Source organism: Streptomyces scopuliridis (assembly GCF_042790125.1).
GTDB lineage: Bacteria > Actinomycetota > Actinomycetes > Streptomycetales > Streptomycetaceae > Streptomyces > Streptomyces scopuliridis_A.
This window is the reverse complement of record NZ_JBHTZS010000014.1, coordinates 74,860-98,452: the sequence shown is the minus strand read 5'-3', so window position 1 is coordinate 98,452 and position 23,593 is coordinate 74,860. Positions and strand designations below refer to the sequence as shown.

Genomic DNA, 23,593 nt, shown 5'->3' with positions numbered 1-23,593 from the left:
CGGGTGCGTCAGCAGCTGCGGGCGCCGGTGTGCAGCGCGACCGCCGTGTTCGAGCCGAGCGTCGCCGTGAACTGTCCGGAGCCGTTCACCGTCACCGTCCTGCCGTTCTGCACATCGCAGTACGTGCCGCCCGGCAGCGATGTCTGGAAGGTACGGGTGAGCGAGGAGCCCTCGTGGTTGATGGCCACATAGCCCGCCGAGCCCCGGCCGAAGGCGATCTGGTCGCCGCCGTTGTCCCACCAGTTGGTGACGGCCTGGCCGCGCGTGGCGTTGCGGAAGGCGACCATCGACGAGATCTCGCGCCAGGCGTGCTGGCACTTCCAGCCGTCGCTGTAGCAGGCGTTGACCGTGCCGCCGTTGGGCGGACCGGCGTCCTTGTCGCTCCACTCGTAACCGGAGTGCACATCGGGCGCGCCGTACGGCCAGGCCAGCATGAAGACATTGGCGAGCGTGTAGTTCGCGCCGTCCTTGTAGCTGAGGGTGTCGCCGCCGCGCTCGGTGTCGTGGTTGTCGACGAAGACGCCGGACTTGCCGGACTCCATGTAGGCCCAGCCCTCGCCGTAGTTCTTCAGATAGGCCAGGTTCTCGTTGTTGAAGACCCGCTTGAGGTCGCGGGCGTACCGGAACTCCTGGACGTCACCGTTGCCGAGGTACTCGGTCGGCGAGACGGCCTCGCCCGCGCCGTAGATGACCTCCTGCTTCCAGTACACGCCCGGATTGCTCAGCCTGCTCTTGATGTTGGCGAGATCACCGGCCGGCATGTGCTTGGCCGCGTCGATCCGGAAGCCGTCGACGCCGAGCGAGAGCAGGTCGTTGAGGTACGCCGCGATCCGGCCGCGTACGTACTCCTCGCCGGTGTCCAGATCGGCGAGCCCGACCAGCTCGCAGTTCTGTACGTTGCCGCGGTCGCCGTAGTTGCTGATCTGCGCCCGGCAGTCGTCCATGTCGGCGCCCGAGTAGATGCCGGGGTAGTTGTACTTGGTGTACGAGGAGCCGCCGGTGCCGGTGCCGTCTCCGGCCGCCATGTGGTTGATGACGGAGTCGACGACGACCTTGACGCCGGCCGCGTGGCAGGTGTTCACCATGTTCGAGAAGGCGGCGCGGTCACCGAGCCGCCCGGCGATCTTGTAGCTGACGGGCTGGTACGAGGTCCACCACTGGCCGCCCTGGATGTGCTCCTGGGGCGGCGAGACCTGTACGTAGCCGTAGCCGGCCGGGCCGAGGGTGCTCGTGCACGCCTTGGCTATGGAGTCGAAGCGCCACTCGAAGAGTACGGCGGTGACGTCCTTGCCACCGGGCGGCGCCGCCTGGGCGGACCCGGCGGGGACCGTGAGCGCGGCTGCGGCGCCCGCCACGAGGGCGAGCGAGGCGGCCAGAGTTCTGCGAGCCATTCGGTTCCTCCAACAACACTGGTGGGGGGAGGTGCGGGTGACGGTGATGCGGCTCTCTGCGGTGGTGCGGTGGTGCGGCTCTGTGCATGAGTGGTGCGGTGGTGCGGCTCTGTGCATCAGTGGTGCGGAAAGGGTCAGTGGTACCGGGGCACGCGCGCTCCCGCGGTGGAGCCGCGTACCACCAGCTCGGGCTGGAAGACATACTCGGTGCGCTGCATGGGGCTGCCCGCCATCTCCTCCAGCAGCGCGGCGACGGCCGCCGCGGCCATCGCCCGCACCGGCTGTCTGACCGTGGTCAGCGGAGGGTCGGTGAAGGCGATCAGCTGCGAGTCGTCGTACCCCACGACCGAGATGTCGTACGGCACTCCGAGCCCGCGCTCCCTGGCCGCCCGCACCACACCGAGCGCCATCAGATCGCTGGCGCAGACGATGCCGGTGCAGCCGAGCCCGAGCAGCGCGTCCGCCGCGACCTGCCCGCCCTCGACGCCGAACAGCGTGGAGCACACCAGCTCCTCGGCCTCGCCCCAGGCCAGTCCCAGCAGCCCGACGGACGCGTCGAGGAAGCCCTCGCGCTTGCGCCGGGACGGTACGTACCGCTGCGGTCCGGTCGCGAGCCCGATCCTGCGGTGTCCCAGCTCGGCGAGGTGGCCGACGGCCATCCGTACGGCCGCGTGGTCGTCCGCCGAGACGAAGGGCGCGCTGACACGCTCGTTGTAGCCGTTGATCAGTACGTACGGCACACCGCGCGCGGCGAGCGCGGCGTAGCGCGCCGGGTCGGCCGAGGTGTCGGCGTGCAGCCCGGAGAGGAAGACGATGCCGCCGACGCCCCGCTCCACGAGCTGTTCGACCAGCTCGTCCTCGGTGGCGCCGCCGGGCAGCTGGGTGCAGAGCACCGGGGTGTGGCCGTGCCCGGCCAGGACCTGTTCGACGGCCTGGGCGAAGGCCGGGAAGACCGGGTTGGTGAGTTCGGGGGTCACCAGCCCGATCAGCCCGGCGCCGCGGTGCTTCGGGCCGCGTGCGGAGCGCTCCTGCCGTGGGTCCCGTAACTCCCGCCCGTCGCGCTCGCCCCGCTCGCCCCTCTCGTGCCCGAGGGTGTCGAGCGCCGCGAGCACCCGCTGACGCGTCGTGTCCGCGACGCCCGGCCTGCCGTTCAGGACCCGGCTGACGGTCGCCTCGCTCACCGACGCCCGGCCCGCTATGTCAGCGAGCCTCGGCGTACCGGCGGTGAGACGTCCGTCGCCGCCCGGCGGCAGGAGGTCGTTCACACCGTCCACCACACCGTGGTGTCGGCGGGCAGTTCGGCCCCGGTACCGTCCACGGTCACCGGGCCGCTGGCCACCAGCAGCCGGCCGTGTGCGGGGATCCGTACCGCCGTGCCGGTCGTGTTGACCGTGCAGACGAAGCCGGGCCTGGCGAAGGCCAGCACGCCCTCGGGCGCGTCCAGCCACTCCACCGTGTCGCCCGCGCCCAGCCCCGGGTGCTCCTTGCGCGCGGCCAGCGCCGCCCGGTACAGCTCCAGGGTGGAGCCGGGGTCGCCGGTCTGCGCCTCGACGCTGAGCGCGCCCCAGCCCTCCGGCTGCGGCAGCCAGCTGCCCCCGCCGCCGAAGCCGTACGAACTGCCCTCGCGCGTCCAGGGGATGGGCACGCGGCAGCCGTCGCGGAAGCCGTCCTGGCCGTCCGCGCGGAAGTACGACGGGTCCTGCCTGGCCTCGTCGGGCAGGTCGGTGACATCGGGCAGCCCGAGTTCCTCGCCCTGGTAGACATAGGCGGAGCCGGGCAGGGCCAGCATCAGCAGCGTCGCCGCGCGCGCCCGGCGCAGTCCGAGCGTACGGTCGCCGGCCTCGCGGGTCTGGGTGCCGCCGCCGGGCGGGCTCGCGAAGCGGGTGGCGTGCCGGGTGACATCGTGGTTGGAGAGCACCCAGGTGGCGGGGGCGCCGACGGGGCGCATCGCGGCGAGCGAGACATCGATGACCTCGCGCAGCTCGGAGCCCACCCATGAGGTGCCCAGATACTGGAAGTTGAACGCCTGGTGCAGCTCGTCGGGGCGTACGTAGTTCGCGGTGCGCTCGACGGTCGGCGTCCACGCCTCGGCGACGGCGATCCGGTCGCCGGGGTACTCGTCGAGGATCCTGCGCCACTGCCGGTAGATCTCGTGCACACCGTCCTGGTCGAAGAACGGCATGGCGTCGTTGCCGAGCAGCCTGAGCTGGCCGGCGCCGCCGATGTCGGGCAGGCCCGCCGCCTTCACCAGGCCGTGGGCGACATCGACGCGGAAGCCGTCGACGCCCATGTCCAGCCAGAAGCGCAGGATCGAGCGGAACTCGTCGGCGACGGCCGGGTGGTCCCAGTTGAAGTCGGGCTGCTCGGGTGCGAAGAGATGCAGATACCAGTCGCCGGGGGTGCCGTCCGGGTCGGTGGTCCTGGTCCAGGCGGGGCCGCCGAAGATGGACTCCCAGTCGTTGGGCGGGAGTTCGCCGTCCGCGCCCTTTCCGGGACGGAAGTGGTAGCGCTCGCGCAGCGGGGAGCCGGGGCCCTCGCGCAGGGCGCGCTTGAACCACTCGTGCGCGTCGGAGGAGTGGTTGGGGACGAGATCGACGATGACGCGCAGATTCAGCTCGTGGGCGTCGCGGATCAGCGCGTCGGCGTCCAGCAGGGTGCCGAACATCGGGTCGATGGCCCGGTAGTCGGCGACGTCGTAGCCCGCGTCGGCCTGGGGGGAGGCGTAGAAGGGGCTGAGCCAGACGGCGTCGACGCCCAGGTCCCTGAGGTACGGCAGCCGGCGGCGCACCCCGTCGAGATCGCCCATTCCGTCGCCGTTGCCGTCGGCGAAACTGCGTGGATAGACCTGGTAGATCACCGCGTCCCGCCACCAGCCGTGGCGGTGGCCCGGGGCGTCGTCGGACGTGCCGGTCAGAGGGGCAGCGAGGTGCTGGGTCATGTCGTCCCTGTGGTGTCTGGGGGGTGGGAGCGGCGCGCGGCCTGGTGGGTCCTGCGCGCCGCCGTCGTCGTACGGACTCGGTGGTAAGGGCAAGGCCGTTCAGCCCTTGACGGCACCGGCTGACATGCCGGTGACGAGATGGCGCTGTGCGAAGAGGAAGACCAGCGCGGCCGGGATGGCGATGAGGACGGACGCGGCGGTCATCGGGCCCCACTGGGCGCCGTACTGGTTGACGAACTTCTGGAGGCCGCCCGCGAGCGTGAGGTTCTCGTCGCCGACCATGAAGGCGGAGGCGTAGGCGACTTCGCCCCAGGCGGTGATGAACGAGTAGAACGCGGTCACCGCGAGCCCCGGCCTGGCGAGCGGCAGGATCAGCCGGCGGAAGGTGCCGAACGGGGTCATCCCGTCCACCATGCCGGACTCGTCGATCTCCCGGGGAATGGTGTCGAAGAAGCCCTTCATCATCCAGGCGCAGAACGGTACGGCGATGGTGAGATAGGTGATCACCAGCCCGGCCGACTGATTGAGCAGCCCGAGGCCCGCCATGATGTTGTAGATCGGCACGATCAGGACGGCGACCGGGAACATCTGAGTGACCAGCAGCGTCCACATCAGTCCGCGTTTGCCGGGGAAGCGGAAGCGGCTGACGGCGTAGCCGGTGGTGGCGGCGACGAACACCCCGAGCAGGGTGGTGAGTCCCGCGATGAGCAGGGAGTTGCCGAACCAGGTGAGGAACGGGGTGTCCCGCAGCAGGTTGGTGTAGTTCTCGAACGTCGTCTCTTTGAAGAAGTCCGTGGTCGTGGCGTAGCTCGCGGGCTTGAGCGAGGTCAGGAAGACCCACAGCACCGGGAAGACGGCGATCACGGACGCGACGATCAGGGTCACGTGCAGCGCGACCGAGGCCAGCGGTGAACGGTCGCCGCGGCGCCGGACGTTGACGGTCGGTTCAGGGGCGGCAGCGGTCACCACGTATCTCCCTGCTTACGGAGGACGCGCCGGTAGACGGCGGCGAAGAGCATCAGGAGGACGAGGATCAGGACGCCCCAGGTGGAGGACTGCGCGTAGTCGCGGGGGCTGATCTCGAAGGAGAACTTGTACGCCTGGGTGACCAGGATCTGGGTCGCCTCGCCGGGTCCGCCGCGGGTCAGCAGGAAGATCACCGGGAACATGTTGAAGGTCCAGATGGTGGAGAGCAGGATCACGGTCGTACTGACCGAGCGCAGCCCCGGCAGGGTGATGTGGCGGAACCGCTGCCAGGCGTTGGCGCCGTCCATCTCGGCGGCCTCGTACATCTCCCCCGGGATGGACTGGAGTCCGCCGAGGAGCGCGACCATCATGAAGGGCACGCCGAGCCAGATGTTCACGGCGATGACCGAGAATTTCGCCATGGTCGGGTCGTTGAGCCAGGGCACGGCGTCGATGCCGCCGCCCGCGAGCAGCTTGTTGAGGAAGCCGCGGTCCTCGTTGTAGAGGAAGCGCCAGGCGAAGACGGAGACGAAGCCGGGGACGGCCCAGGGCAGGATCAGCAGCATCCGGTAGAAGGAGCGGCCGGCGATCCTGCGGTTGAGGATATTGGCGAGGCCGAGGCCCAGCGCGAAGGTGAGGCTGACGCAGGAGACCGTCCACACCAGGGTCCAGCCGAGGGTGCCGAGGAACTGATCGCCCGTCAGCGCGTCGGTGTAGTTGTCGAGGCCGACGAACTCGTAGCTGGCGGGCAGGTGGTTGACACCGATGCTGCGCTCGACATTGCGCTCGTTGGCGTCGGTGAGCGACAGATAGATGCCGCGGACCAGCGGATATCCGATGATCACGCCGATCACGGCCACCACCGGGGCGACCATGGCCCAGGCGTACCAGTGGGTCGAGACACCGCGCCGGAGTCTCGTCGACACCCGGGGTCCGTCGGGTGCCTTGCCAGTGCCGCGGCCGCGGCCGCGGGCGAGGTCATCGCCCGCGGCCGGCGCCACCGACTGGCTGGTGTGGACAGCCATCAGCCGGCCCGCCTTCCTTCCCGTTACCTGTTACTTCCAGCCCTTGAGCAGCTTGCGGTAGGAGTCACCGGTGGCCTTGGCGCCCTTGTCGGGGGTGCTCTGGCCGGTGAGGACCTTGGTGTACTCGGTCACCAGCGGCGCGAAGAGGCTGCCGGTCTCCGGGATCCAGGGGCGCTCGACGGCCTTGTCCACGACCGGCTTGAAGAAGCCGACGATCTCGTTGTCCGCGACGCCCGGCTGGGAGTAGACGGACGTACGGGTCGGGAGCAGGCTCAGCTCCTTGGCGACCTTGGCCTGGCTCTCGGCGGAGGTCATGTACTCGGTGAACGCGTAGGAGGCGTCCAGGTTCTTGGAGCCCGCGTAGACGGCGAGGTTGTGGCCGCCCTGCGGGGCGCCCTGCGCGACGGAGCCGGCCGGTACGGGGGCGACGCCCAGATTGGCCTTGTCCTTGAACTGCGCGCCGCCGTAGGTGTCGGTGACGGCCCAGGGGCCGTTGATGATCATCGCGACATCGCCGTCCTTGAAGGCCGACTGCATGTTCTCCCAGCCGTCGGTGGCGTCGGTCTTGGCGGCGCCGGAGTCGACCAGGTCCTTGACGACGGTCATGGCCTTGACGCCGGCCGGGTTGTCGACGGTGACGGTCTTGTTCTTCGCGTCGACCATGTCGCCGCCCTCGCCGTAGAGGAAGGAGAGGAACCAGTAGGCGTCGTCACCGCGCAGATAGAGACCGGTCTTGCCGGTCTTGTCCTTGATCGTCTTCGATACGGTCTTCAACTCGGCGACGGTCGTGGGGACTTCGACGCCCGCGTCCTTGAAGATCTTCTTGTTGTAGAAGATGCCCATGGAGTCGATGACCTGCGGCGCGGCATAGGTCTTGCCGTTGTACTTCGTGGAGGCGGCGGCCTGCGCGAGGAAGTCCTTCTCGTCCTTCAGCGCCGGGGTGCCGTCCAGCGGGGCGAGATAGCCGAGATCGGCGAACTCGGGGGTCCAGGCGACCTCGGAGCGGATCACGTCGGGAGCCCCGGAGCCGGACTGCGCGGCGTTCTTGAACTTGTTCTGGGCGTCACCGAAGGGCACGTTGACATATGTGACGTCGACCTTCGGGTGCTTCTTCTCGAAGTCCTCGGCGAGCTGCTTGAAGACCTTGTCCTCGCTGCCCACGGTCGAGGTGTCCCACCAGGTGACCGTTCCCGAAAGCTCGCCGCCCGAGCTCTTGTCGCTGCCTGCGTCGCTGTCACTGCCGCAGGCGGTCGCCGCGAGGGCCAGGGTCGCGGCCAGGGCGGTGGCCGTTATGCCACGTCGCATCCGAACTCCTTCAACTGCCGTACCGCTCCGTCGCGGCGCCGGGTCGGACGTGAACGTAACAGCCTTGCAAGATGGCCGAAAGACCTTGCGGAATATTTCTGCAAGGCGGGGCGATCGTTACCGGCATGTGTCCTGTCGATTGCCGGCCACCCTCTTGACGGGAACCCACAGGACCTGGCAGGGAGGGACGGCGCAGGTCAGTGCCGGTCCCGGCGCGGTCACGGGCCCTCTGCGGCGGGGCGGCGGGAAGGCTTCGCAAGATCTTGCAAGGGCTTGCCGCGCCTGCCCGGCCCCAGGCACGGTGGGCAATCCGACATACGCCCGGTACAGTCCACTGACATGACCGCACGGCTTGCCGATATCGCAACTCAGGCGGGGGTCAGCGAAGCGACGGTCAGCCGCGTACTGAACGGCAAACCCGGGGTTGCCGCGACCACCCGCGAGTCCGTACTCGCCGCGCTCGACGTCCTCGGTTACGAACGTCCCGTACGGCTGCGCCGGCGCAGCGCCGGGCTGGTCGGGCTGATCACCCCCGAGCTGGAGAACCCCATCTTCCCGGCCCTGGCGCAGGTCATCGGCCAGGCGCTGACCCGGCAGGGCTACACACCGGTGCTGGCGACCCAGACCCCCGGCGGCTCCACCGAGGACGAGCTGACGGAGATGCTCGTCGAACGCGACGTCTCCGGCATCATCTTCGTCTCCGGGCTGCACGCCGACACCTCCGCCGATATGCGGCGCTACGAGAAGCTGCGCGCCCAGGGCGTGCCGTTCGTGCTGGTGGACGGTTTCTCGCCGAAGGTCCAGGCGCCCTTCATCTCGCCCGACGACCGGGCGGCCATGCGGCTCGCGGTGACCCATCTCGTCTCGCTGGGCCACCAGCGGATCGGACTCGCCGTCGGCCCCCGGCGCTTCGTGCCGGTCCTCCGCAAGATCGAGGGTTTCAGCGCCACGGTCCAGGAGTTGCTGGGGCTCTCCTCCGAGGAGACGGACGAACTGATCCAGCAGTCGCTGTTCACTCTGGAGGGCGGCCAGGCGGCGGCCTCCGCGCTGATCGAACGCGGCTGTACGGCGGTGGTGTGCGCGAGCGACATGATGGCCCTCGGCGCGATCAGGGCCGCACGCCGGCTCGGTCTCGATGTACCCCGGGACCTGTCGGTCGTCGGTTTCGACGACTCGCCCCTCATAGCCTTCACGGATCCGCCGCTGACGACGATCCGCAAGCCGGTGCCCTCGATGGGCCAGGCAGCGGTCCGTACGCTCCTGGAGGAGATCGGCGGTACGCCCGCCCCGCACAGCGAGTTCGTCTTCATGCCGGAGCTGGTGGTACGCGGTTCGACCGCCTCGGGTCCTGTCCCGGGACCCCAGGGAATATCAGGGTCACGAAGTCGTCCGTAGGGTGTAGCGAATGCGGCCCGAACCCGTCCAGGGGATGATCGGTCGGGAACGGGAATCTGGCAGACTCTCACGCTATGGGTGAATCGACCGTGAAGACACAGGAAGGCCTGCGCGGCCGTACGGCGACCCCGTCACCCATCCCTGAAGAGGAGGCGGCCGGGGGCGCGGCCACGGCGGCGGACGCGAGCACCGAGGCGACCGGCGACCGTACCCTGCTCCAGCGTCTCAGGGCGCCCCGCCGTCCGCGCATCTGGTTCGAAATCCTGCTGATCGCGGTGAGTTACTGGACGTACTCCCTCATCCGCAACGCGGTCCCGGAGCAGAAGGCCAAGGCCCTGCGGAACGCGGACTGGATCTGGGAGGCGGAGAAGACGCTCGGCATCGCGGTCGAGCAGACCATCAACCACGCGATGAATTCGGTGACGTGGCTGATCGTCGGCATGAACTACTACTACGCGACGCTGCACTTCATCGTCACGATCGGGGTGCTGATCTGGCTCTTCCGCCGCCACCCCGGCCGGTACGCCGCCGCCCGGCTGGTGCTCTTCGCCACCACGGCGGTCGCGCTGCTCGGTTACTACCTGTACCCCCTCGCGCCGCCGCGGCTGATGAACGGGCAGCACTTCATCGACACCGTGCTGCGCCACGAGACCTGGGGCTCGATGGCCTCCGGCGACCTCAAGCACATGTCGAACCAGTACGCGGCGATGCCGTCGATGCATATCGGCTGGTCGCTCTGGTGCGGGCTGACCATCTTCGCGATCGCCTCGGCGCCCTGGGCGAAGATACTCGGCCTGCTCTACCCGGCGATAACACTGCTGGTGATCGTCGCCACCGCGAACCACTTCTGGCTGGACGCGGTGGGCGGCTTGCTCTGTCTGGCGTTCGGCATCGCGGTCTCGTACGCCTGGTACGGCTCGCCTCCGTACCGGCTGCCCCGCCATGTCGACGACGACCGGCCACGCCGCCCGCAGACCGCCTGACGGTACGAGGCGGTACGCGGGGGTACGAGGCGGTACGCGAGGCGGGCTGACGCGGACCCCCGGGCTCAGGTCGCCGCCCCGTAGAACAGCTCCTCCACCACCGCCCGCGCCCTGCGCGTCGTACGCCGGTAATCGTCCAGCATGGCGCCCACACGGCCCGGCCCGTACCCCAGATAGCGTCCCATCGCGCCCAGTTCGCGCCCGTCCGACGGGAAGGTGTCGCCCGGCCGGCCCCTGACCAGCATCACACCGTTACGGACCCGGGTCGCCAGCACCCACGCCTCGTCCAGGATCTGGGCGTCCTCCGTGGAGATCAGTTCCGCCGCGCGGGCCGCCGCCAGGGCCTCCCGGGTGCGGGTGGTGCGCAGACCCGGTTCCGCCCAGCCGTGCCGCATCTGGAGCAGCTGGACCGTCCACTCGACATCGGAGAGACCGCCCCGGCCCAGTTTGGTGTGGAGGGTCGGATCGGCGCCGCGCGGCAGCCGTTCCGTCTCCATCCGCGCCTTGAGCCGGCGGATCTCCCGTACCGCGTCCTCGCCCAGGCCCTCCGCCGGATACCGCAGCGGATCGACCAGTTCGATGAAGCGGCGGCCGAGTTCGGCGTTCCCCGCCATCGGCTCCGCGCGCAGCAGCGCCTGGCTCTCCCAGACCAGCGACCAGCGCCGGTAGTACGCCGCGTAGGAGGCGAGCGTACGGACCATCGGGCCGCTCTTGCCCTCCGGCCGCAGATCCGCGTCGATCAGCAGCGGCGGGTCGGAGCTGGGGACTTGGAGCAGCCGCCGCATCTCGGCGACCACCTCGTTCGCGGCGCGCGCCGCCTCGTGCTCGCTGACGCCCTCGCGCGGCTCATGGACGAAGAGCACATCCGCGTCGGAGCCGTAACCCAGCTCATGGCCGCCGAACCGGCCCATGCCGATGACCGCGAAGCGGGTGGGCAGCGTGTCGCCCCACTGCTCGCGTACGACGGCCCGCAGGGCGCCCGCGAGAGTCGCCGCGTTCAGATCGGTGAGCGCGTTGCCGACCCGGTCGACCAGCTCCCCCGGATCCTCCTCGGCCGGGCTGTCCTCCGTACCGTACGAGCCGATGATGTCCGCCGCGGTCGTACGGAACAGCTCGCGCCTGCGCATCCCGCGGGCCGCCGCGACCGCGCCCTCCGCCGTCTCCGCGCGCCCGACCGCCGCCAGGACCTCCTGCTCCAGCGGCTCACGGCCGCGCGGCGCGAGCCCCTGCGGGTCGCCGAGGATGGCGACCGCCTCGGGCGCCCGGAGCAGCAGGTCGGGGGCGAGCCGGCCGGCCGAGAGCACCCGCGCGAGATTCTCCGCCGCGGCCCCCTCGTCGCGCAGCAGCCGCAGATACCAGGGCGTCTTACCGAGCGCGTCCGACACCTTGCGGAAGCCGAGCAGCCCGGCGTCGGGGTCGGCGGAGTCCGCGAACCAGCCGAGCAGCACCGGCAGCAGCGTCCGCTGGATCGCCGCCTTGCGGCTCACCCCGGACGACAGCGCCTCCAGATGCCGCAGCGCGGCGGCCGGGTCCGCGTAACCGAGCGCTTCGAGCCGCTGCCGGGCCGCCCGCGGACTGAGCCGGATCTCGCCGGGCGCGAGCTGGGCGACCGCGTCCAGCAGCGGCCGGTAGAACAGCTTCTCGTGCAGCCGCCGTACGACCGAGGAGTGCCGCCGCCAGGTCCGGTTCAGCTCGGCGACGGGATCGCCGCGCAGCCCGAGCGAGCGCCCGAGGCGGCGCAGATCCGCCTCGTCCTCGGGCACCAGATGAGTACGGCGCAGCCGGTAGAGCTGGATGCGGTGCTCCATGGCGCGCAGAAAGCGGTACGCCTCGTCCAGCTTCGCCGCGTCCGCCCGGCCCACATAGCCGCCCGCGGCCAGCGCGGCCAGCGCTTCGAGGGTCGAGCCGCTGTGCAGCGTGGCGTCGCTGCGGCCGTGGACCAGCTGGAGGAGCTGTACGGCGAACTCGACGTCCCGCAGCCCGCCGGGACCGAGCTTCAGCTCACGGTCCACCTGCCCCGGGGGGATGTTGTCGACGACGCGACGGCGCATCTTCTGCACGTCGGAGACGAAGTGCTCACGCTCGGAGGCCTGCCACACCAGCGGGGACACCGCCTCGATGTACTGGGCGCCGAGCATCGGATCGCCCGCGACGGCACGGGCCTTCAGCAGCGCCTGGAACTCCCAGGTCTTGGCCCAGCGCTGGTAGTACGCGCGATGGCTGCTCAGGGTCCGTACGAGCGGCCCGTTACGGCCCTCGGGGCGCAGATTGGCGTCGACCGGCCAGATGGAGCCCTCGATGGTCGACTCGGAGCAGATCCGCATCAGATGGGACGCCAGCCGGGTCGCCGCCTGGATGGCCTTGCCCTCGTCGATCCCCTCGGCCGCGCCGCCCACCCCGTCGGCCGGCTCGCCGACGAAGATCACGTCCACGTCCGAGACGTAGTTCAGCTCATGGCCGCCGCACTTGCCCATCGCGATCACCGCGAGCCGGCACAGCGCGGCGTCCTCGGGCGCGGCCGCCTTCGCGATCGCGAGGGCGGCGCGCAGGGTCGCGGTCGCCAGATCGGCCAGCTCGGCGGCGGTCTGCGCGTAGTCCGCCGTCCCGCAGACATCCCTGGCGGCTATGGCCAGCAGACAGCGGCGGTAGGCGACCCGCAGCGATTCCGGGTCGGTCGCCTCGGCGAGTCCGTGCTCGAACTCCTCGACCCCCGGGTGCAGATCGGACAGCTCGTAGGTGACCAGCACCTGCCAGTCCCCGGGATGTCTGGCCAGATGGTCCCCGAGCGCCTCCGACGCGCCGAGCACCCCGAGCAGCCGGTCCCGCAGCGGCTTCGCCGCGACCAGGGTGTCCAGCAGCACCCGTAGCTCCTCGGGCCGCTGCGCCTCGGCCAGCCTGACGAGCCCGCGCAGCGCGAGATCGGGGTCCGCGGTGGCGCCGAGCGCGTCGAGGAGTATCGGATCGGACTGTACGAGTGACATCGCGGGGGCGTCGAGCAGCCGCTCGGCGGCGGAGGGATCGGTGAAGCCGTGCCGCAGCAGGCGGGTGAACGTACTGCTCCTGCGTCCCGGCAGTGCCATATTCACCGTCTCCTGTCCACCACGATCCCGTCCCGCCAAGCTCCAGAAGTGAGACTAGTCCCAGGTCGAAGCCGAGGAGCGATGAGTCCCGGCCGTGCCGTCGGTCCTTATGTACGGCAGAGATACGGCAGAGACAGCAGAGATATACGCAGCCCCGGAGATACGGCCGACGCATGGCGTCGCGAGAGGACCGCACCATGGCGCTCAAGGAACCCCGCACCGAACTGGACACCCGTTACGGCGAGCCGCAGGCCGTCGCCACCCCCTGGGCGGAGGCCGAGGGCCTGCTCGCCGAGGCCGAGCTGTTCTGGCTGTCGACCGTACGGCCCGAAGGCCGCCCGCATGTCACCCCGCTGCTGGCCGTCTGGGCGGACGGCGCGCTGTACTTCTGCACCGGCGAGGCCGAGCGGAAGGCCCTGAATCTGGCCCGGAACCCGGAGGTGGTGCTCACGACCGGCGTGAACGCCCTCCACGGCGGCTGCGACCTGGTGATCGAGGGCACGGCGGTCCGGGTGACCGACGAGCCCCGGCTGACCGCGCTCGCCACGCTGTGGGAGGCGAAATACGGCGCGGAGTGGCACTTCGACGTGCGGGACGGCGGGTTCGCGGGCGGGCACGGCGTGGCCCTGGTCTTCGAGGTCGCGCCCCGCACGGCCTTCGGCTTCGGCAAGGCCCCGTACAGCCAGACGCGCTGGCGGTTCTGACGGCGGCGGTCGCGCGGGAACGGACTCCGGGCCGGCGGTACGAAGCCCCGCCGGCCCGGATCGGATCACACCCGGCGCCCTACAGCACCGGCAGGTTCTTCTTCAGCTCGAAGGCCGTCACCTCGGAGCGGTACTCCTCCCACTCCTGCTTCTTGTTGCGCAGGAAGAAGTCGAAGACATGCTCGCCGAGCGTCTCCGCGACCAGCTCGCTGCGCTCCATCAGGGAGATCGCCTCGCCCAGGTTCTGCGGCAGCGGCTCGATGCCCATCGCGCGGCGCTCCGCGTCCGAGAGGGCCCATACGTCGTCGTCGGCGCCCGCCGGGAGTTCGTAGCCCTCCTCGATGCCCTTGAGGCCGGCGGCGAGCAGTACCGCGTACGCCAGATAGGGGTTGGCGCCCGAGTCGATGGAGCGGACCTCGACCCGCGCGGAGCCGGTCTTGCCCGGCTTGTACATCGGGACGCGGATCAGCGCGGAGCGGTTGTTGTGGCCCCAGCAGATGTACGAGGGGGCCTCGCCGCCCGAGCCCGCGGTACGGCTGGAGCCGCCCCAGATGCGCTTGTACGAGTTGACCCACTGGTTGGTGACGGCCGAGATCTCCGCCGCGTGCTTGAGCAGCCCGGCGATGAAGGAGCGGCCGACCTTCGACAGCTGGTACTCGGCGCCCGACTCGTAGAAGGCGTTGCGGTCCCCCTCGAAGAGGGAGAGATGGGTGTGCATGCCCGAGCCCGGGTATTCGGAGAACGGCTTCGGCATGAAGGTCGCCTGCACGCCCTGCTCCAGCGCGACCTGCTTCATGACCAGGCGGAACGTCATGATGTTGTCCGCGGTGGAGAGCGCGTCCGCGTACCGCAGATCGATCTCCTGCTGGCCCGGGGCGCCCTCGTGGTGGCTGAACTCCACCGAGATGCCCATGGATTCGAGCATCGTGATCGCCTGGCGCCGGAAGTCCATGCCGACGTTCTGCGGGGTGTGGTCGAAATAGCCGGAGCTGTCGGCGGGCGTGGGGCGTGAGCCGTCGACCGGCTTGTTCTTCAGCAGGAAGAACTCGATCTCGGGGTGGGTGTAGAAGGTGAAGCCCAGATCCGAGGTCTTCGCGAGCATCCGCTTGAGCACATAGCGCGGGTCCGCGAAGGACGGCGAGCCGTCGGGCATCAGGATGTCGCAGAACATCCGGGCCGTGCCGGGGGCCTCCGCGCGCCAGGGCAGTATCTGGAACGTGCCCGGGTCGGGCTTGGCGATCATGTCGGACTCGTACACCCGGGCGAAGCCCTCGATCGCCGACCCGTCGAAGCCCATGCCCTCGTCGAAGGCCTGCTCCAGCTCGGCGGGCGCGACGGCGACCGACTTCAGGAAGCCGAGCACGTCGGTGAACCACAGGCGTACGAAGCGGATGTCGCGCTCTTCGAGCGTACGGAGCACGAATTCCTGCTGCTTATCCATATTAGCCGTCCTACCCATCCTTGCTGGTCAGGCCACCTGCTCCCATGCCGCGGGGCACCCCGGGGGCACCCGAGCATCCCACCACACGATTTCCGGCGCGTTGCGAACCCCCGTCCAACGCTCCGCGTCGTGCGTGTGTACGGGCCTGCCGCCCATAGTGCCTGTTCGTCCGATGCCCATGAAACAGGCGGCCGCAATCCATTGTGCGCGAGATCGGTGCGGAAGATCGACTCCGGCGCCGGTCAGCCACCGGTGTGCCGGACGGGGGTGTCCGACCAGCCCAGGGGGTACGGCTCGGTGTCCTCGCCCGGGACCGCCGGCTCCCCGCCCGCCTCGGTGAACGCGGTGAGCGCGCCGACCAGGGCGGTGCGCTGCTCGGGGGTGAGCCGCTCGACGATCGCGGAGATCTCGCGGTGGCGTACGGCGGTGACCCGGTCGACGAGCGTGCGGCCCTCCGGGGTCAGCCGCAGCATCGTCTCGCGGCGGTTGCACGGGTTGCTCTGCCGGGTCGCCAGGCCCGCGACGATCAGCCGATCGAGCATCCGCATGGCGGTCGACGGATTCACCCCGAGCCGCTCGGCGATGTCGACCAGTTTGGCGTCGCCGTGGGCGGCGAGGACCGCGAGCAGCCGGAACTGCGGCAGGGTGACCCGTTCCGCGACGGCCGCGAGGGACCGCGCCGACACCTTCACCAGCAGCCGGGACGCGGTCAGCATGGCGTGCGTCACCGCGTCGGCATCCGCCGGGCCCCGCGGATCCCGCGCGGGCGGCTCCGGCTGCGGGTGCGGCTGTCGGTGCGGCTGCGGATCCTCGGCCATGCCTCTTTGTACCCCGGCCGCGTCCGGTTCGTACCGTCTGGGGTGCCGGAGGGGAACCGGAACCGGCTCCTCACTGCTGCGGCGGGGGTATACGCACTACGATCTGCGCCCATGGGGGGATCGCGGCCCGGCCACATACGCGTCTCGCGTCCCGCGGCACTGCTGAGTGCCGTGGCGACGCTGTTCGCCGCGCTCTTCCTCTGTCTGGGCACTGACCCGGGCGGGACGAGGGACCACCACCCGGACGGTCCGGTGACGGCGGCGAGCGGCACCGCGTACGGTCCGGCCGCCGGGCCCGCGTTCCGGGCCAAGGCCCCGGCGGAGGCCCGTTACACCTGTCCGTACGACAAGGGCGACTGCGGGCTCTTCCCGCGTCAGAGCCCGGCCGTGCTCACCGTCCCGCCGCCGGCCACCCCGCTCGCCGGCGATGTCCAGCCCTCGCACCTCGAACCGCCGTACCCCACCGGCCAGGTGCCCCGCTCCGGAGCGCTCGCCCGCGCGCCGGATCTCCACGTCCTTCAAGTACTGCGGACGTAGCCGGGCCCCACACCCGTGGCCGGGCCCCACCCCTGTCCGCAGCCGGGCCTTTCTCCGCACCGGGTTCCCGAATATCCCGAACCACGTTCCGTGGTCACGCAGTTATCCGCGTTCCGCAGTTATCGCAGAAGGACACACACCATGGCTTCCAAGTCCCAGTCCGCCGAGCGCAAGGCCCGAATAGAGGAGATGCGCCGCGTCGAGCGGGCCCGTGAGCGGCGCAGCCGCATCATCACGATCACGGCGAGCGCCGTCGTGGTGGCCGCCCTCGTCGCCGGTGGCGCCTATCTCCTCAACAAGGAGTCGGACAAGAAGGAGCAGGAGCAGGCGGCGGCCAAGGCGCCCGTGAAGGACGAGAAGTCCTGGGACGCCAAGAAGCTCGGCCGTAACCATGTCACCGAGGCGGTCTCGTACCCGATGACCCCGCCCGTGGGCGGTGACCACCACCAGGTCTGGATGAACTGCCAGGGCGACGTCTACAAGGACCCGATCGAGAATGTGAACGCGGTGCACTCACTGGAGCACGGCGCGGTCTGGGTCACATACAACGACAAGGCCTCCGACGCCGATGTGAAGGCGCTCGGCGAGAAGGTGGAGAAGACCCCCTACTCGTTCATGAGCCCGGTGAAGGACCAGGCGGGCGGCATCATGCTGAGCGCGTGGGGCAAGCAGGTCACGGTGGACAGCGCCGCCGACCCGCGCGTGGACCAGTTCTTCACGAAGTACGTGCAGGGCGAGCAGACGCCTGAGCCGGGCGCCGCCTGCACGGGCGGAATGGGCGCACAGTGACGGCGCAGAGCGCGCCCGAGCCGACGGCCGCCGCCGATACGGCTGATGCGGCTGATACGGCTGATACGGCTCGTCCGGCGCGCAAGGTGACGCGTACCCAGTGGGCGGCGATCACCGCTGTCGTCCTGGCGCTGGTCTTCGCCGGTACGGCGGCGGTGGCCTCGGCCGGGCGTGACGGCGGCCCCGCCGCGCCCCGTACCCCGACGGCGGATTCGGCGGACGCGGGCTTCGCCCGTGACATGGCGGTCCACCACCAGCAGGCGGTGGAGATGTCGTTCATCGTGCGGGACAGCACGGACGACGAGGAGGTGCGCCGGCTGGCGTACGACATCGCCAACACCCAGGCGAACCAGCGCGGGATGCTGCTGGGCTGGCTGGACATGTGGGGACTGCCGAAGGTCGAGTCGGGCCGTGAGCCGATGGCCTGGATGTCCATGGACAAGAACATGGACCACGGCGACGGCGGCATGGACATGGGCTCGATGGACCACGGTGGCGCGGGCCACCAGGCCCAGGACGGCTCGCTGATGCCGGGCATGGCCACGAAGGCGGAGCTGGACCAGCTCACCAAGGCCCGGGGCAAGGCGGCCGAGATCCTCTATCTCCAGCTGATGACCGACCACCACCAGGGCGGGGTCGCCATGGCGCAGGGCTGCGTGGAGCTGTGCGCGCCCGGTACGGAGAAGAATCTCGCCGAGGGGATGGTCGCGGCGCAGCAGTCCGAGATGAAGCTGATGGCGGAGCTGCTCCAGGCACGCGGCGCGAAGCCGCGTACCGGCTGACGCGCGGGGCCGCCGGCTCCGCGGGGACCCGGCGGCCCGGCCCGGCCGTGGGGCGCGTGCGCGGTCTCAGCCCTCCCGCGTCCCGGGCGCCGGGGATCCGCCCGCCCGCCACACCAGCTCCGGCGGGCGGATCCCCGCGCACCGGGGCAGGCCCTTCGCGTCCGTCAGCGACAGCGTCGTCCCGGCGTCGCCCCCGGCACGCAGCTCCGGCGGCAGGTCCGCGAGGAAGAGCTTCGCGCGGCGGAACATCCGGAACGCCGCGATGTCCTCACCGGGCGGCAGCTCGCCCCAGGTCAGATAGACGAACCGCGCCCCGCGCCGGCCCTGGACATGGGGGCCGCGGAAATCGGGGCTGCCGTCGGGGGCCGTGGTCGTGTCGACGGGGATCTCGAAGGACGCCTCGGCCGCGTCGCCGCGTACCAGCTGGTCCGGGTCCGGGCCGCCGCCGCGCTGAGGGGCCACATGGACGTCCCGGAAACAGCCGCACGCACGGCCGGGCAGCTCGCGCCCGGTGATCCGCAGGGTCAGTCGTGCCATGCGCTCCGTCCGCCTTCCCGCCCCCGCCCGCCGGCACTCCTCCGCCCGCCTCACCGTCACCCGTTCGGGTGCTTGCGGTCGCCTCACCCGAACGGGTGCACGATGATGGATCTGGCTCGGGGTGGACGGCACTCAGGAGGCAGAAAACGATGACTACCGCCAAAGACATCATGCACCCCGGGGCCCAGTGGATCCCGGCCCACGAGACCCTGGACCGCGCCGCCCAGCTGATGCGTGAGCGGGATGTGGGCGCGCTCCCCATCGCCGACGCGAAGGAGCGGCTGGCCGGCATACTCACGGACCGCGACATCGTCGTCGGGTGTGTGGCGATGGGCCATGATCCGGCGGAGACGACGGCCGGTGAGATGGCGCACGGCACCCCTCGCTGGATCGACGCGAACGCGGACGTGGACCAGGTGCTGTACGAGATGCAGAGCCACCAGATACGCCGGCTGCCGGTGATCGAGGACAAGCGTCTCGTCGGAATGATCAGCGAGGCCGATCTGGCCCAGCACCTCACCGAAGGACAGCGCGCCTCCTGGATGGAGCAGGTCTACGCGCACGGCTGAGCCGCGGCGCGCCCCGCATCGTCCGTACCGGAACCGAGTGGGCTGCCCCACACGCCCACCCCGGGACATCGCGTCAATCAGACGATTACACTGGGCCCCGTGCCTCAACTACGTCTCGCTCTGAATCAGATCGACTCGACCGTCGGCGATCTCGCCGCGAACGCCGAGGCGATCGTGCACTGGACCCGGCACGCCGCCGAACAGGGAGCGCATCTCGTCGCGTTCCCCGAGATGGTGCTGACCGGCTACCCCGTCGAGGACCTCGCCCTGCGGTCGTCCTTCGTCGAGGCGTCCCGGGCCGCCGTGCGCGCGCTCGCGCGGCGCCTCGACGAGGAGGGCTTCGGCGAGCTGCCCGTCGTCGTCGGCTATCTGGACCGCTCCGAGTCGGCCCAGCCGCGCTACGGCCAGCCCGCGGGCGCCCCGCGCAACGCCGCCGCCGTACTGCACCGCGGCGCGGTCGTCCTCAACTTCGCCAAGCACCATCTGCCGAACTACGGCGTCTTCGACGAGTTCCGGTATTTCGTACCCGGCGACACCATGCCCGTCATCCGGGTCCATGGCGTCGATGTCGCGCTCGCGATCTGCGAGGACCTCTGGCAGGACGGCGGCCGGGTCCCGGCGGCCCGGTCCGCGGAGGCGGGGCTGCTGCTCTCGGTCAACGCCTCGCCGTACGAGCGCGAGAAGGACGACACCCGCCTCGACCTGGTGCGCAAGCGCGCGCAGGAGGCCGGCTGCACCACCGCGTATCTGGCGATGATCGGCGGCCAGGACGAGCTGGTCTTCGACGGCGACTCGATCGTCGTGGACAAGGACGGCGAAGTCGTGGCGCGCGCGCCGCAGTTCGCCGAGGGCTGTGTGGTCCTCGACCTCGATCTGCCCGCCGCCTCGCCGCAGGCGCCGACGGGCGTGGTGGACGACGGGCTGCGCATCGACCGGGTCGTCCTCTCCGAGGACCCGCTGCCCGCCTACGAGCCGGAGCTGACCGGCGGCTACGCCGAGCGCCTGGACGACGACGAGGAGGTGTACTCGGCGCTGGTGGTGGGCCTGCGCGCGTACGCCGCGAAGAACGGCTTCCGGTCCGTGCTGATCGGGCTCTCCGGCGGTATCGACTCCGCGCTCGTCGCCGCCATCGCCTGCGACGCGGTCGGCGCGCAGAACGTGTACGGCGTGTCCATGCCGTCGAGGTACTCCTCGGACCACTCCAGGGACGACGCGGCCGAGCTGGCCCGCCGCACCGGGCTCAACTTCCGTACGCACGCGATCGAGCCGATGTTCGGCGCGTACATGGGCGAACTCGGGCTGACCGGGCTCGCGGAGGAGAACCTCCAGTCGCGGCTGCGCGGCACGATGCTGATGGCGCTCTCCAACCAGGAGGGGCACATCGTTCTCGCCCCGGGCAACAAGTCCGAGCTGGCCGTGGGCTATTCGACGCTCTACGGCGACTCCGTCGGCGCGTACGGACCGATCAAGGACGTCTACAAGACGTCCGTGTTCCGGCTCGCCCGGTGGCGCAACCGCGCCGCCGAGGAGCGCGGCCAGACCCCGCCGATCCCGGAGACCTCGATCTCCAAGCCGCCGAGCGCCGAGCTGCGCCCCGGCCAGGTCGACACGGACTCGCTGCCCGACTACGACGTACTGGACCGGATCCTTGAGCTGTACGTCGACCGTGACCAGGGCATGGACGCGATCGTCGCGGCCGGCTTCGACGCGGAACTGGTCGCCAGGACGCTGCGGATGGTGGACACGGCGGAGTACAAGCGGCGCCAGTACCCGCCGGGCACCAAGATCTCGGCGAAGGGCTTCGGCAAGGACCGGCGGCTCCCGATCACGAACCGCTGGCGCGAACTGAGTTCGTAGCCGGCGTTCGTAGCCGACGCGGGGGGGGGGAGCCGCCGGGGCCAGGTCCTGTCCGGCCTACACCCGTTCCGTCGTCCCGGCCGCCGCCTCGGCCTTCGTCGTGGCCGAGGCGACGACCCGCGACGCCTCCGGCACCCGGTCGCCCCGGCCACCCCGGTCCAGCAGCCCCGCCGTCACCGCGATCGCCAGGCCGACGACCGCGAGCACCGCGCCGACCAGGGTCGGGGACAGCCAGCCCCAGCCCGCCGCGATCGCGACGCCGCCGAGCCAGGCGCCGCCCGCGTTGGCCAGGTTGAAGGCCGAGTGGTTGGAGGCGGAGGCGATCGTGGGGGCGTGCCTGGCCTTCTGCATGACGAGCATCTGGAGCGGAGTGGTCGTCATGAACCCGACCGCGCCCAGCACCACGACCGTCACCAGCGCCGCCCACTGGATGTGCGCGGTGAACCGGAAGGCGAGCAGGACGACGGCGAGCGTGCCGAGCGAGGCGTACAGGGTGGGCCGCAGCGCCCGGTCGGTCAGCGGCCCGGCCGCCAGCGCGCCCAGCGTCATACCGATGCCGAAGAGCGCGAGGACCAGTGTGACGGAGGACTCGCCGAAGCCCATCACCTCGGTCGTGATCGAGGCCAGATACGAGTAGACGGCGAAGACCCCGGCGAAGCCGAAGACGGCGGTCGCGAGGCCGAGCAGCACCTGACGGTCGCCGAGGGCGCGTATCTCGCGGCGCACGCTCTGGTGCGCCTCGACCGGTACGTACGGGATGAGCCGGGCGAGCGCCGCGAGCGCGATCAGGCCGATCACGGTCACCACCAGGAAGGTGGCGCGCCAGCCGAGGTGCTGGCCGAGCAGGGTGGCCGCCGGGACGCCGACGATATTGGCCACGGTCAGGCCCAGGAACATGGTCGCGACGGCCCGCGCCTGCCGGCCCTCGCGCACCAGCCGGGCGGCGACGACCGCGCCGACGCCGAAGAACGCGCCGTGCGGGAGCCCTGCGAGGAACCGGCCCGCCAGCAGCCAGCCGAAGCCGGGGGCGAGCGCCGAGCCGAGGTTTCCGATGACGAAGAGCCCCATGAGCAGGAGCAGCATCCGCTTGCGCGGGATACGGGAGCCGAGGGCGGTGAGCAGGGGGGCGCCGACGACGACACCGATCGCGTAGGCCGAGACCAGATATCCGGCGGTCGGCACGGACGTACCCAGATCGTCCGCGACATTGGGCAGCAGGCCCATCATCACGAACTCTGTCGTCCCGATGCCGAAAGCACTGACGGCCAGGGCGAACAGGGCGAGGGGCATCAAGAGACCTTCCGTGGTGGGGTTCGGGGGCAGGTTAAGTACCCCCACGGAACAAAGTCTCTCAGGCTTTCTATTCCGGCGGATGAACACCGGATTGCGCCCAGCACACCGGCCGGCGGAACCCCCGGGCTCGGCCCAGCGGCCTCAGCCCAGCCGCACGCGCGCCGCGATCGGCAGATGGTCGCTGTCCGTCGCGGGAAGGGTCCAGGACGAGGTCGGCTCGACGCCCTTCACCAGGATCTGGTCGATCCGGGCCAGCGGGAACGACGTCGGCCAGCTGAAGCCGTAACCGTCCCCGGCCGCGCCCTGGGTCGAGCGCATCTGGGAGGTCACGGCGTTGAGCGCGCGGTCGTTCATGGTGCCGTTCAGATCGCCGAGCAGGATCACCCGGCTCAGCGACTCGTCGGCGATGGCCTCGCCCAGCGCGTCGGCGCTCTTGTCACGCTGGCTGGCGGTGAAGCCCGCGTGCAGCTTGACCCGTACGGACGGGAGATGCGCCACATAGACGGCGACCCGGCCCTCCGGGGTGTTGACGGTGGAGCGCATGGCGCGGACCCAGCCCAGCCGGATGTCGACGGGCTCGGTCCCGGTCATCGGGTACTTGCTCCACAGACCGACCGTGCCCTGCACCGAGTGGTACTTGTACGTGCCGGCCAGCGCCTCGACATACGTCTGGACGACACTGGCCTTCAGCTCCTCCAGCGCCACCACATCGGCTCCGGACTCCGCCAGCTCGCGCGCGGTGCCCTCCGGGTCGGGGTTGTCCGCGTTGACGTTGTGGGTGGCGACCATGAGGCCACCGTCGCCGCCGCCGGACTTGTCGGTGAGGAGTCCGCCGAAGAGATTGACCCAGACCACGGCGGGCAGCAGGACGGCGATCAGCGCGGTGGCGGAGCGCCGTACCAGCGCCAGCACGAGGATCAGCGGAACGAACACCCCGAACCACGGCAGGAAGGTCTCGATGAGACTGCCCAGGTTGCCGATCTTGTTGGGGATCTGCGCATGGAAGATCATCAGCAGCGCGACCACCACGGCGAGCGCCGCGAGCACGATGCCGCGCCGCCAGATGCCCGGATCGCTCCGCCATCGGTCGAGGAGGACTCTGACGCGGGAGCCGGTGCGGGGGTCCTCCCCGCCGTCCGCCACCGATTGCGCCGTGTACTCCTGCGTCATATGCGCCGCCCTC

At 70.5% G+C, this 23,593-nt stretch carries 19 protein-coding genes and 1 pseudogene; 8 read left to right on the top strand and 12 right to left on the bottom strand.

Annotation, left to right across the window (positions count from 1 at the left end; genetic code table 11):
- Positions 1-11: 11 nt before the first annotated feature.
- The 6 genes and pseudogenes from ACFRKB_RS22280 to ACFRKB_RS22255 all read right to left on the bottom strand — a co-directional run.
- A pseudogene (locus ACFRKB_RS22280) lies at positions 12-1,391 on the bottom strand (alpha-amylase); the annotation flags it as partial.
- Between the two features lie 134 nt (positions 1,392-1,525).
- Positions 1,526-2,668 (bottom strand): LacI family DNA-binding transcriptional regulator, encoded by a 1,143-nt coding sequence (locus tag ACFRKB_RS22275; protein ID WP_383108004.1) that lies wholly within the window; start codon positions 2,666-2,668, stop codon positions 1,526-1,528.
- Positions 2,653-4,329, bottom strand: coding sequence for a glycoside hydrolase family 13 protein (locus ACFRKB_RS22270; protein ID WP_383108003.1), 1,677 nt, complete (start codon positions 4,327-4,329; stop codon positions 2,653-2,655). The genes ACFRKB_RS22275 and ACFRKB_RS22270 overlap by 16 nt, the downstream gene beginning before the upstream one ends.
- A gap of 99 nt (positions 4,330-4,428) precedes the next feature.
- A complete protein-coding gene (locus ACFRKB_RS22265) occupies positions 4,429-5,298 on the bottom strand; it encodes a sugar ABC transporter permease (RefSeq protein ID WP_383108002.1) in 870 nt (289 codons plus the stop codon).
- A complete protein-coding gene (locus ACFRKB_RS22260) occupies positions 5,292-6,320 on the bottom strand; it encodes a carbohydrate ABC transporter permease (RefSeq protein ID WP_383108001.1) in 1,029 nt (342 codons plus the stop codon). The genes ACFRKB_RS22265 and ACFRKB_RS22260 overlap by 7 nt, the downstream gene beginning before the upstream one ends.
- 30 nt (positions 6,321-6,350) lie before the next feature.
- A complete protein-coding gene (locus tag ACFRKB_RS22255) occupies positions 6,351-7,625 on the bottom strand; it encodes an extracellular solute-binding protein (RefSeq protein ID WP_383107999.1) in 1,275 nt (424 codons plus the stop codon).
- A 339-nt stretch (positions 7,626-7,964) separates the two neighbouring features.
- Between ACFRKB_RS22255 and ACFRKB_RS22250 the strand changes: the two genes are divergently transcribed.
- Positions 7,965-9,020 (top strand): LacI family DNA-binding transcriptional regulator, encoded by a 1,056-nt coding sequence (locus ACFRKB_RS22250; RefSeq protein ID WP_365970903.1) that lies wholly within the window; start codon positions 7,965-7,967, stop codon positions 9,018-9,020.
- A gap of 74 nt (positions 9,021-9,094) precedes the next feature.
- Complete coding sequence (locus ACFRKB_RS22245) at positions 9,095-10,003, top strand: phosphatase PAP2 family protein (protein WP_383107998.1); 909 nt, start codon at positions 9,095-9,097, stop codon at positions 10,001-10,003.
- Positions 10,004-10,068: 65 nt separating this feature from the next.
- Here the strand turns inward: ACFRKB_RS22245 and ACFRKB_RS22240 are convergent, their stop codons facing one another.
- Positions 10,069-13,083 carry a bifunctional [glutamine synthetase] adenylyltransferase/[glutamine synthetase]-adenylyl-L-tyrosine phosphorylase gene (locus ACFRKB_RS22240; RefSeq protein ID WP_383107997.1) on the bottom strand — a complete coding sequence of 1,005 codons (3,015 nt, stop codon included), beginning with the start codon at positions 13,081-13,083 and terminating at the stop codon, positions 10,069-10,071.
- A gap of 197 nt (positions 13,084-13,280) precedes the next feature.
- Here ACFRKB_RS22240 and ACFRKB_RS22235 point away from each other — a divergent pair, with 197 nt between their 5' ends.
- The gene (locus ACFRKB_RS22235; protein WP_383108144.1) at positions 13,281-13,787 is read left to right on the top strand and encodes a pyridoxamine 5'-phosphate oxidase family protein; all 507 of its coding nucleotides are present in this window, start codon (positions 13,281-13,283) and stop codon (positions 13,785-13,787) included.
- A 79-nt stretch (positions 13,788-13,866) separates the two neighbouring features.
- Here the strand turns inward: ACFRKB_RS22235 and ACFRKB_RS22230 are convergent, their stop codons facing one another.
- Together ACFRKB_RS22230 and ACFRKB_RS22225 are read right to left on the bottom strand one after the other, a co-directional pair.
- The gene (locus ACFRKB_RS22230) at positions 13,867-15,228 is read right to left on the bottom strand and encodes a glutamine synthetase family protein (protein WP_365970909.1); all 1,362 of its coding nucleotides are present in this window, start codon (positions 15,226-15,228) and stop codon (positions 13,867-13,869) included.
- Positions 15,229-15,470: 242 nt separating this feature from the next.
- Entirely contained in the window at positions 15,471-15,944 is a 474-nt protein-coding gene (locus ACFRKB_RS22225; protein WP_383108143.1) for a MarR family winged helix-turn-helix transcriptional regulator, read from the bottom strand.
- Between the two features lie 213 nt (positions 15,945-16,157).
- Between ACFRKB_RS22225 and ACFRKB_RS22220 the strand changes: the two genes are divergently transcribed.
- The 3 genes from ACFRKB_RS22220 to ACFRKB_RS22210 all read left to right on the top strand — a co-directional run bounded on the left by ACFRKB_RS22220 (position 16,158) and on the right by ACFRKB_RS22210 (position 18,154).
- Entirely contained in the window at positions 16,158-16,583 is a 426-nt protein-coding gene (locus ACFRKB_RS22220; protein WP_383107995.1) for a hypothetical protein, read from the top strand.
- A gap of 141 nt (positions 16,584-16,724) precedes the next feature.
- A complete protein-coding gene (locus ACFRKB_RS22215; protein ID WP_383107994.1) occupies positions 16,725-17,372 on the top strand; it encodes a DUF3105 domain-containing protein in 648 nt (215 codons plus the stop codon).
- Positions 17,373-17,458: 86 nt separating this feature from the next.
- Positions 17,459-18,154, top strand: coding sequence for a DUF305 domain-containing protein (locus tag ACFRKB_RS22210; protein ID WP_383107993.1), 696 nt, complete (start codon positions 17,459-17,461; stop codon positions 18,152-18,154).
- Between the two features lie 66 nt (positions 18,155-18,220).
- Here ACFRKB_RS22210 and ACFRKB_RS22205 read toward each other — a convergent pair whose 3' ends face one another.
- Positions 18,221-18,691, bottom strand: coding sequence for a DUF5990 family protein (locus ACFRKB_RS22205; RefSeq protein ID WP_383107992.1), 471 nt, complete (start codon positions 18,689-18,691; stop codon positions 18,221-18,223).
- 149 nt (positions 18,692-18,840) lie between these two features.
- On the opposite strand from ACFRKB_RS22205, the gene ACFRKB_RS22200 reads away from it, so the two are divergent.
- The gene (locus tag ACFRKB_RS22200) at positions 18,841-19,260 is read left to right on the top strand and encodes a CBS domain-containing protein (protein WP_365970913.1); all 420 of its coding nucleotides are present in this window, start codon (positions 18,841-18,843) and stop codon (positions 19,258-19,260) included.
- Between the two features lie 99 nt (positions 19,261-19,359).
- Positions 19,360-21,117, top strand: a complete 1,758-nt coding sequence (locus ACFRKB_RS22195) for an NAD+ synthase (RefSeq protein ID WP_383107990.1) — start codon at positions 19,360-19,362, stop codon at positions 21,115-21,117.
- A gap of 57 nt (positions 21,118-21,174) precedes the next feature.
- On the opposite strand, the gene ACFRKB_RS22190 is transcribed toward ACFRKB_RS22195, so the two are convergent.
- Both ACFRKB_RS22190 and ACFRKB_RS22185 read right to left on the bottom strand, forming a co-directional pair.
- Positions 21,175-22,407, bottom strand: a complete 1,233-nt coding sequence (locus ACFRKB_RS22190; protein ID WP_383107989.1) for an MFS transporter — start codon at positions 22,405-22,407, stop codon at positions 21,175-21,177.
- 144 nt (positions 22,408-22,551) lie between these two features.
- Positions 22,552-23,580, bottom strand: a complete 1,029-nt coding sequence (locus ACFRKB_RS22185; RefSeq protein WP_383107988.1) for an endonuclease/exonuclease/phosphatase family protein — start codon at positions 23,578-23,580, stop codon at positions 22,552-22,554.
- Positions 23,581-23,593: the final 13 nt, after the last annotated feature.

Coding starts and splice junctions, on each gene's coding strand:
- ACFRKB_RS22205 (WP_383107992.1), bottom strand. CDS start 18,691: ATGGCACGACTGACCCTGCGGATCACCGGGCGCGAGCTGCCCGGCCGT.
- ACFRKB_RS22220 (WP_383107995.1), top strand. CDS start 16,158: ATGGGGGGATCGCGGCCCGGCCACATACGCGTCTCGCGTCCCGCGGCA.
- ACFRKB_RS22270 (WP_383108003.1), bottom strand. CDS start 4,329: ATGACCCAGCACCTCGCTGCCCCTCTGACCGGCACGTCCGACGACGCC.
- ACFRKB_RS22250 (WP_365970903.1), top strand. CDS start 7,965: ATGACCGCACGGCTTGCCGATATCGCAACTCAGGCGGGGGTCAGCGAA.
- ACFRKB_RS22235 (WP_383108144.1), top strand. CDS start 13,281: ATGGCGCTCAAGGAACCCCGCACCGAACTGGACACCCGTTACGGCGAG.
- ACFRKB_RS22260 (WP_383108001.1), bottom strand. CDS start 6,320: ATGGCTGTCCACACCAGCCAGTCGGTGGCGCCGGCCGCGGGCGATGAC.
- ACFRKB_RS22245 (WP_383107998.1), top strand. CDS start 9,095: ATGGGTGAATCGACCGTGAAGACACAGGAAGGCCTGCGCGGCCGTACG.
- ACFRKB_RS22185 (WP_383107988.1), bottom strand. CDS start 23,580: ATGACGCAGGAGTACACGGCGCAATCGGTGGCGGACGGCGGGGAGGAC.
- ACFRKB_RS22200 (WP_365970913.1), top strand. CDS start 18,841: ATGACTACCGCCAAAGACATCATGCACCCCGGGGCCCAGTGGATCCCG.
- ACFRKB_RS22190 (WP_383107989.1), bottom strand. CDS start 22,407: ATGCCCCTCGCCCTGTTCGCCCTGGCCGTCAGTGCTTTCGGCATCGGG.
- ACFRKB_RS22240 (WP_383107997.1), bottom strand. CDS start 13,083: ATGGCACTGCCGGGACGCAGGAGCAGTACGTTCACCCGCCTGCTGCGG.
- ACFRKB_RS22230 (WP_365970909.1), bottom strand. CDS start 15,228: ATGGATAAGCAGCAGGAATTCGTGCTCCGTACGCTCGAAGAGCGCGAC.
- ACFRKB_RS22215 (WP_383107994.1), top strand. CDS start 16,725: ATGGCTTCCAAGTCCCAGTCCGCCGAGCGCAAGGCCCGAATAGAGGAG.
- ACFRKB_RS22255 (WP_383107999.1), bottom strand. CDS start 7,625: ATGCGACGTGGCATAACGGCCACCGCCCTGGCCGCGACCCTGGCCCTC.
- ACFRKB_RS22225 (WP_383108143.1), bottom strand. CDS start 15,944: ATGCTGACCGCGTCCCGGCTGCTGGTGAAGGTGTCGGCGCGGTCCCTC.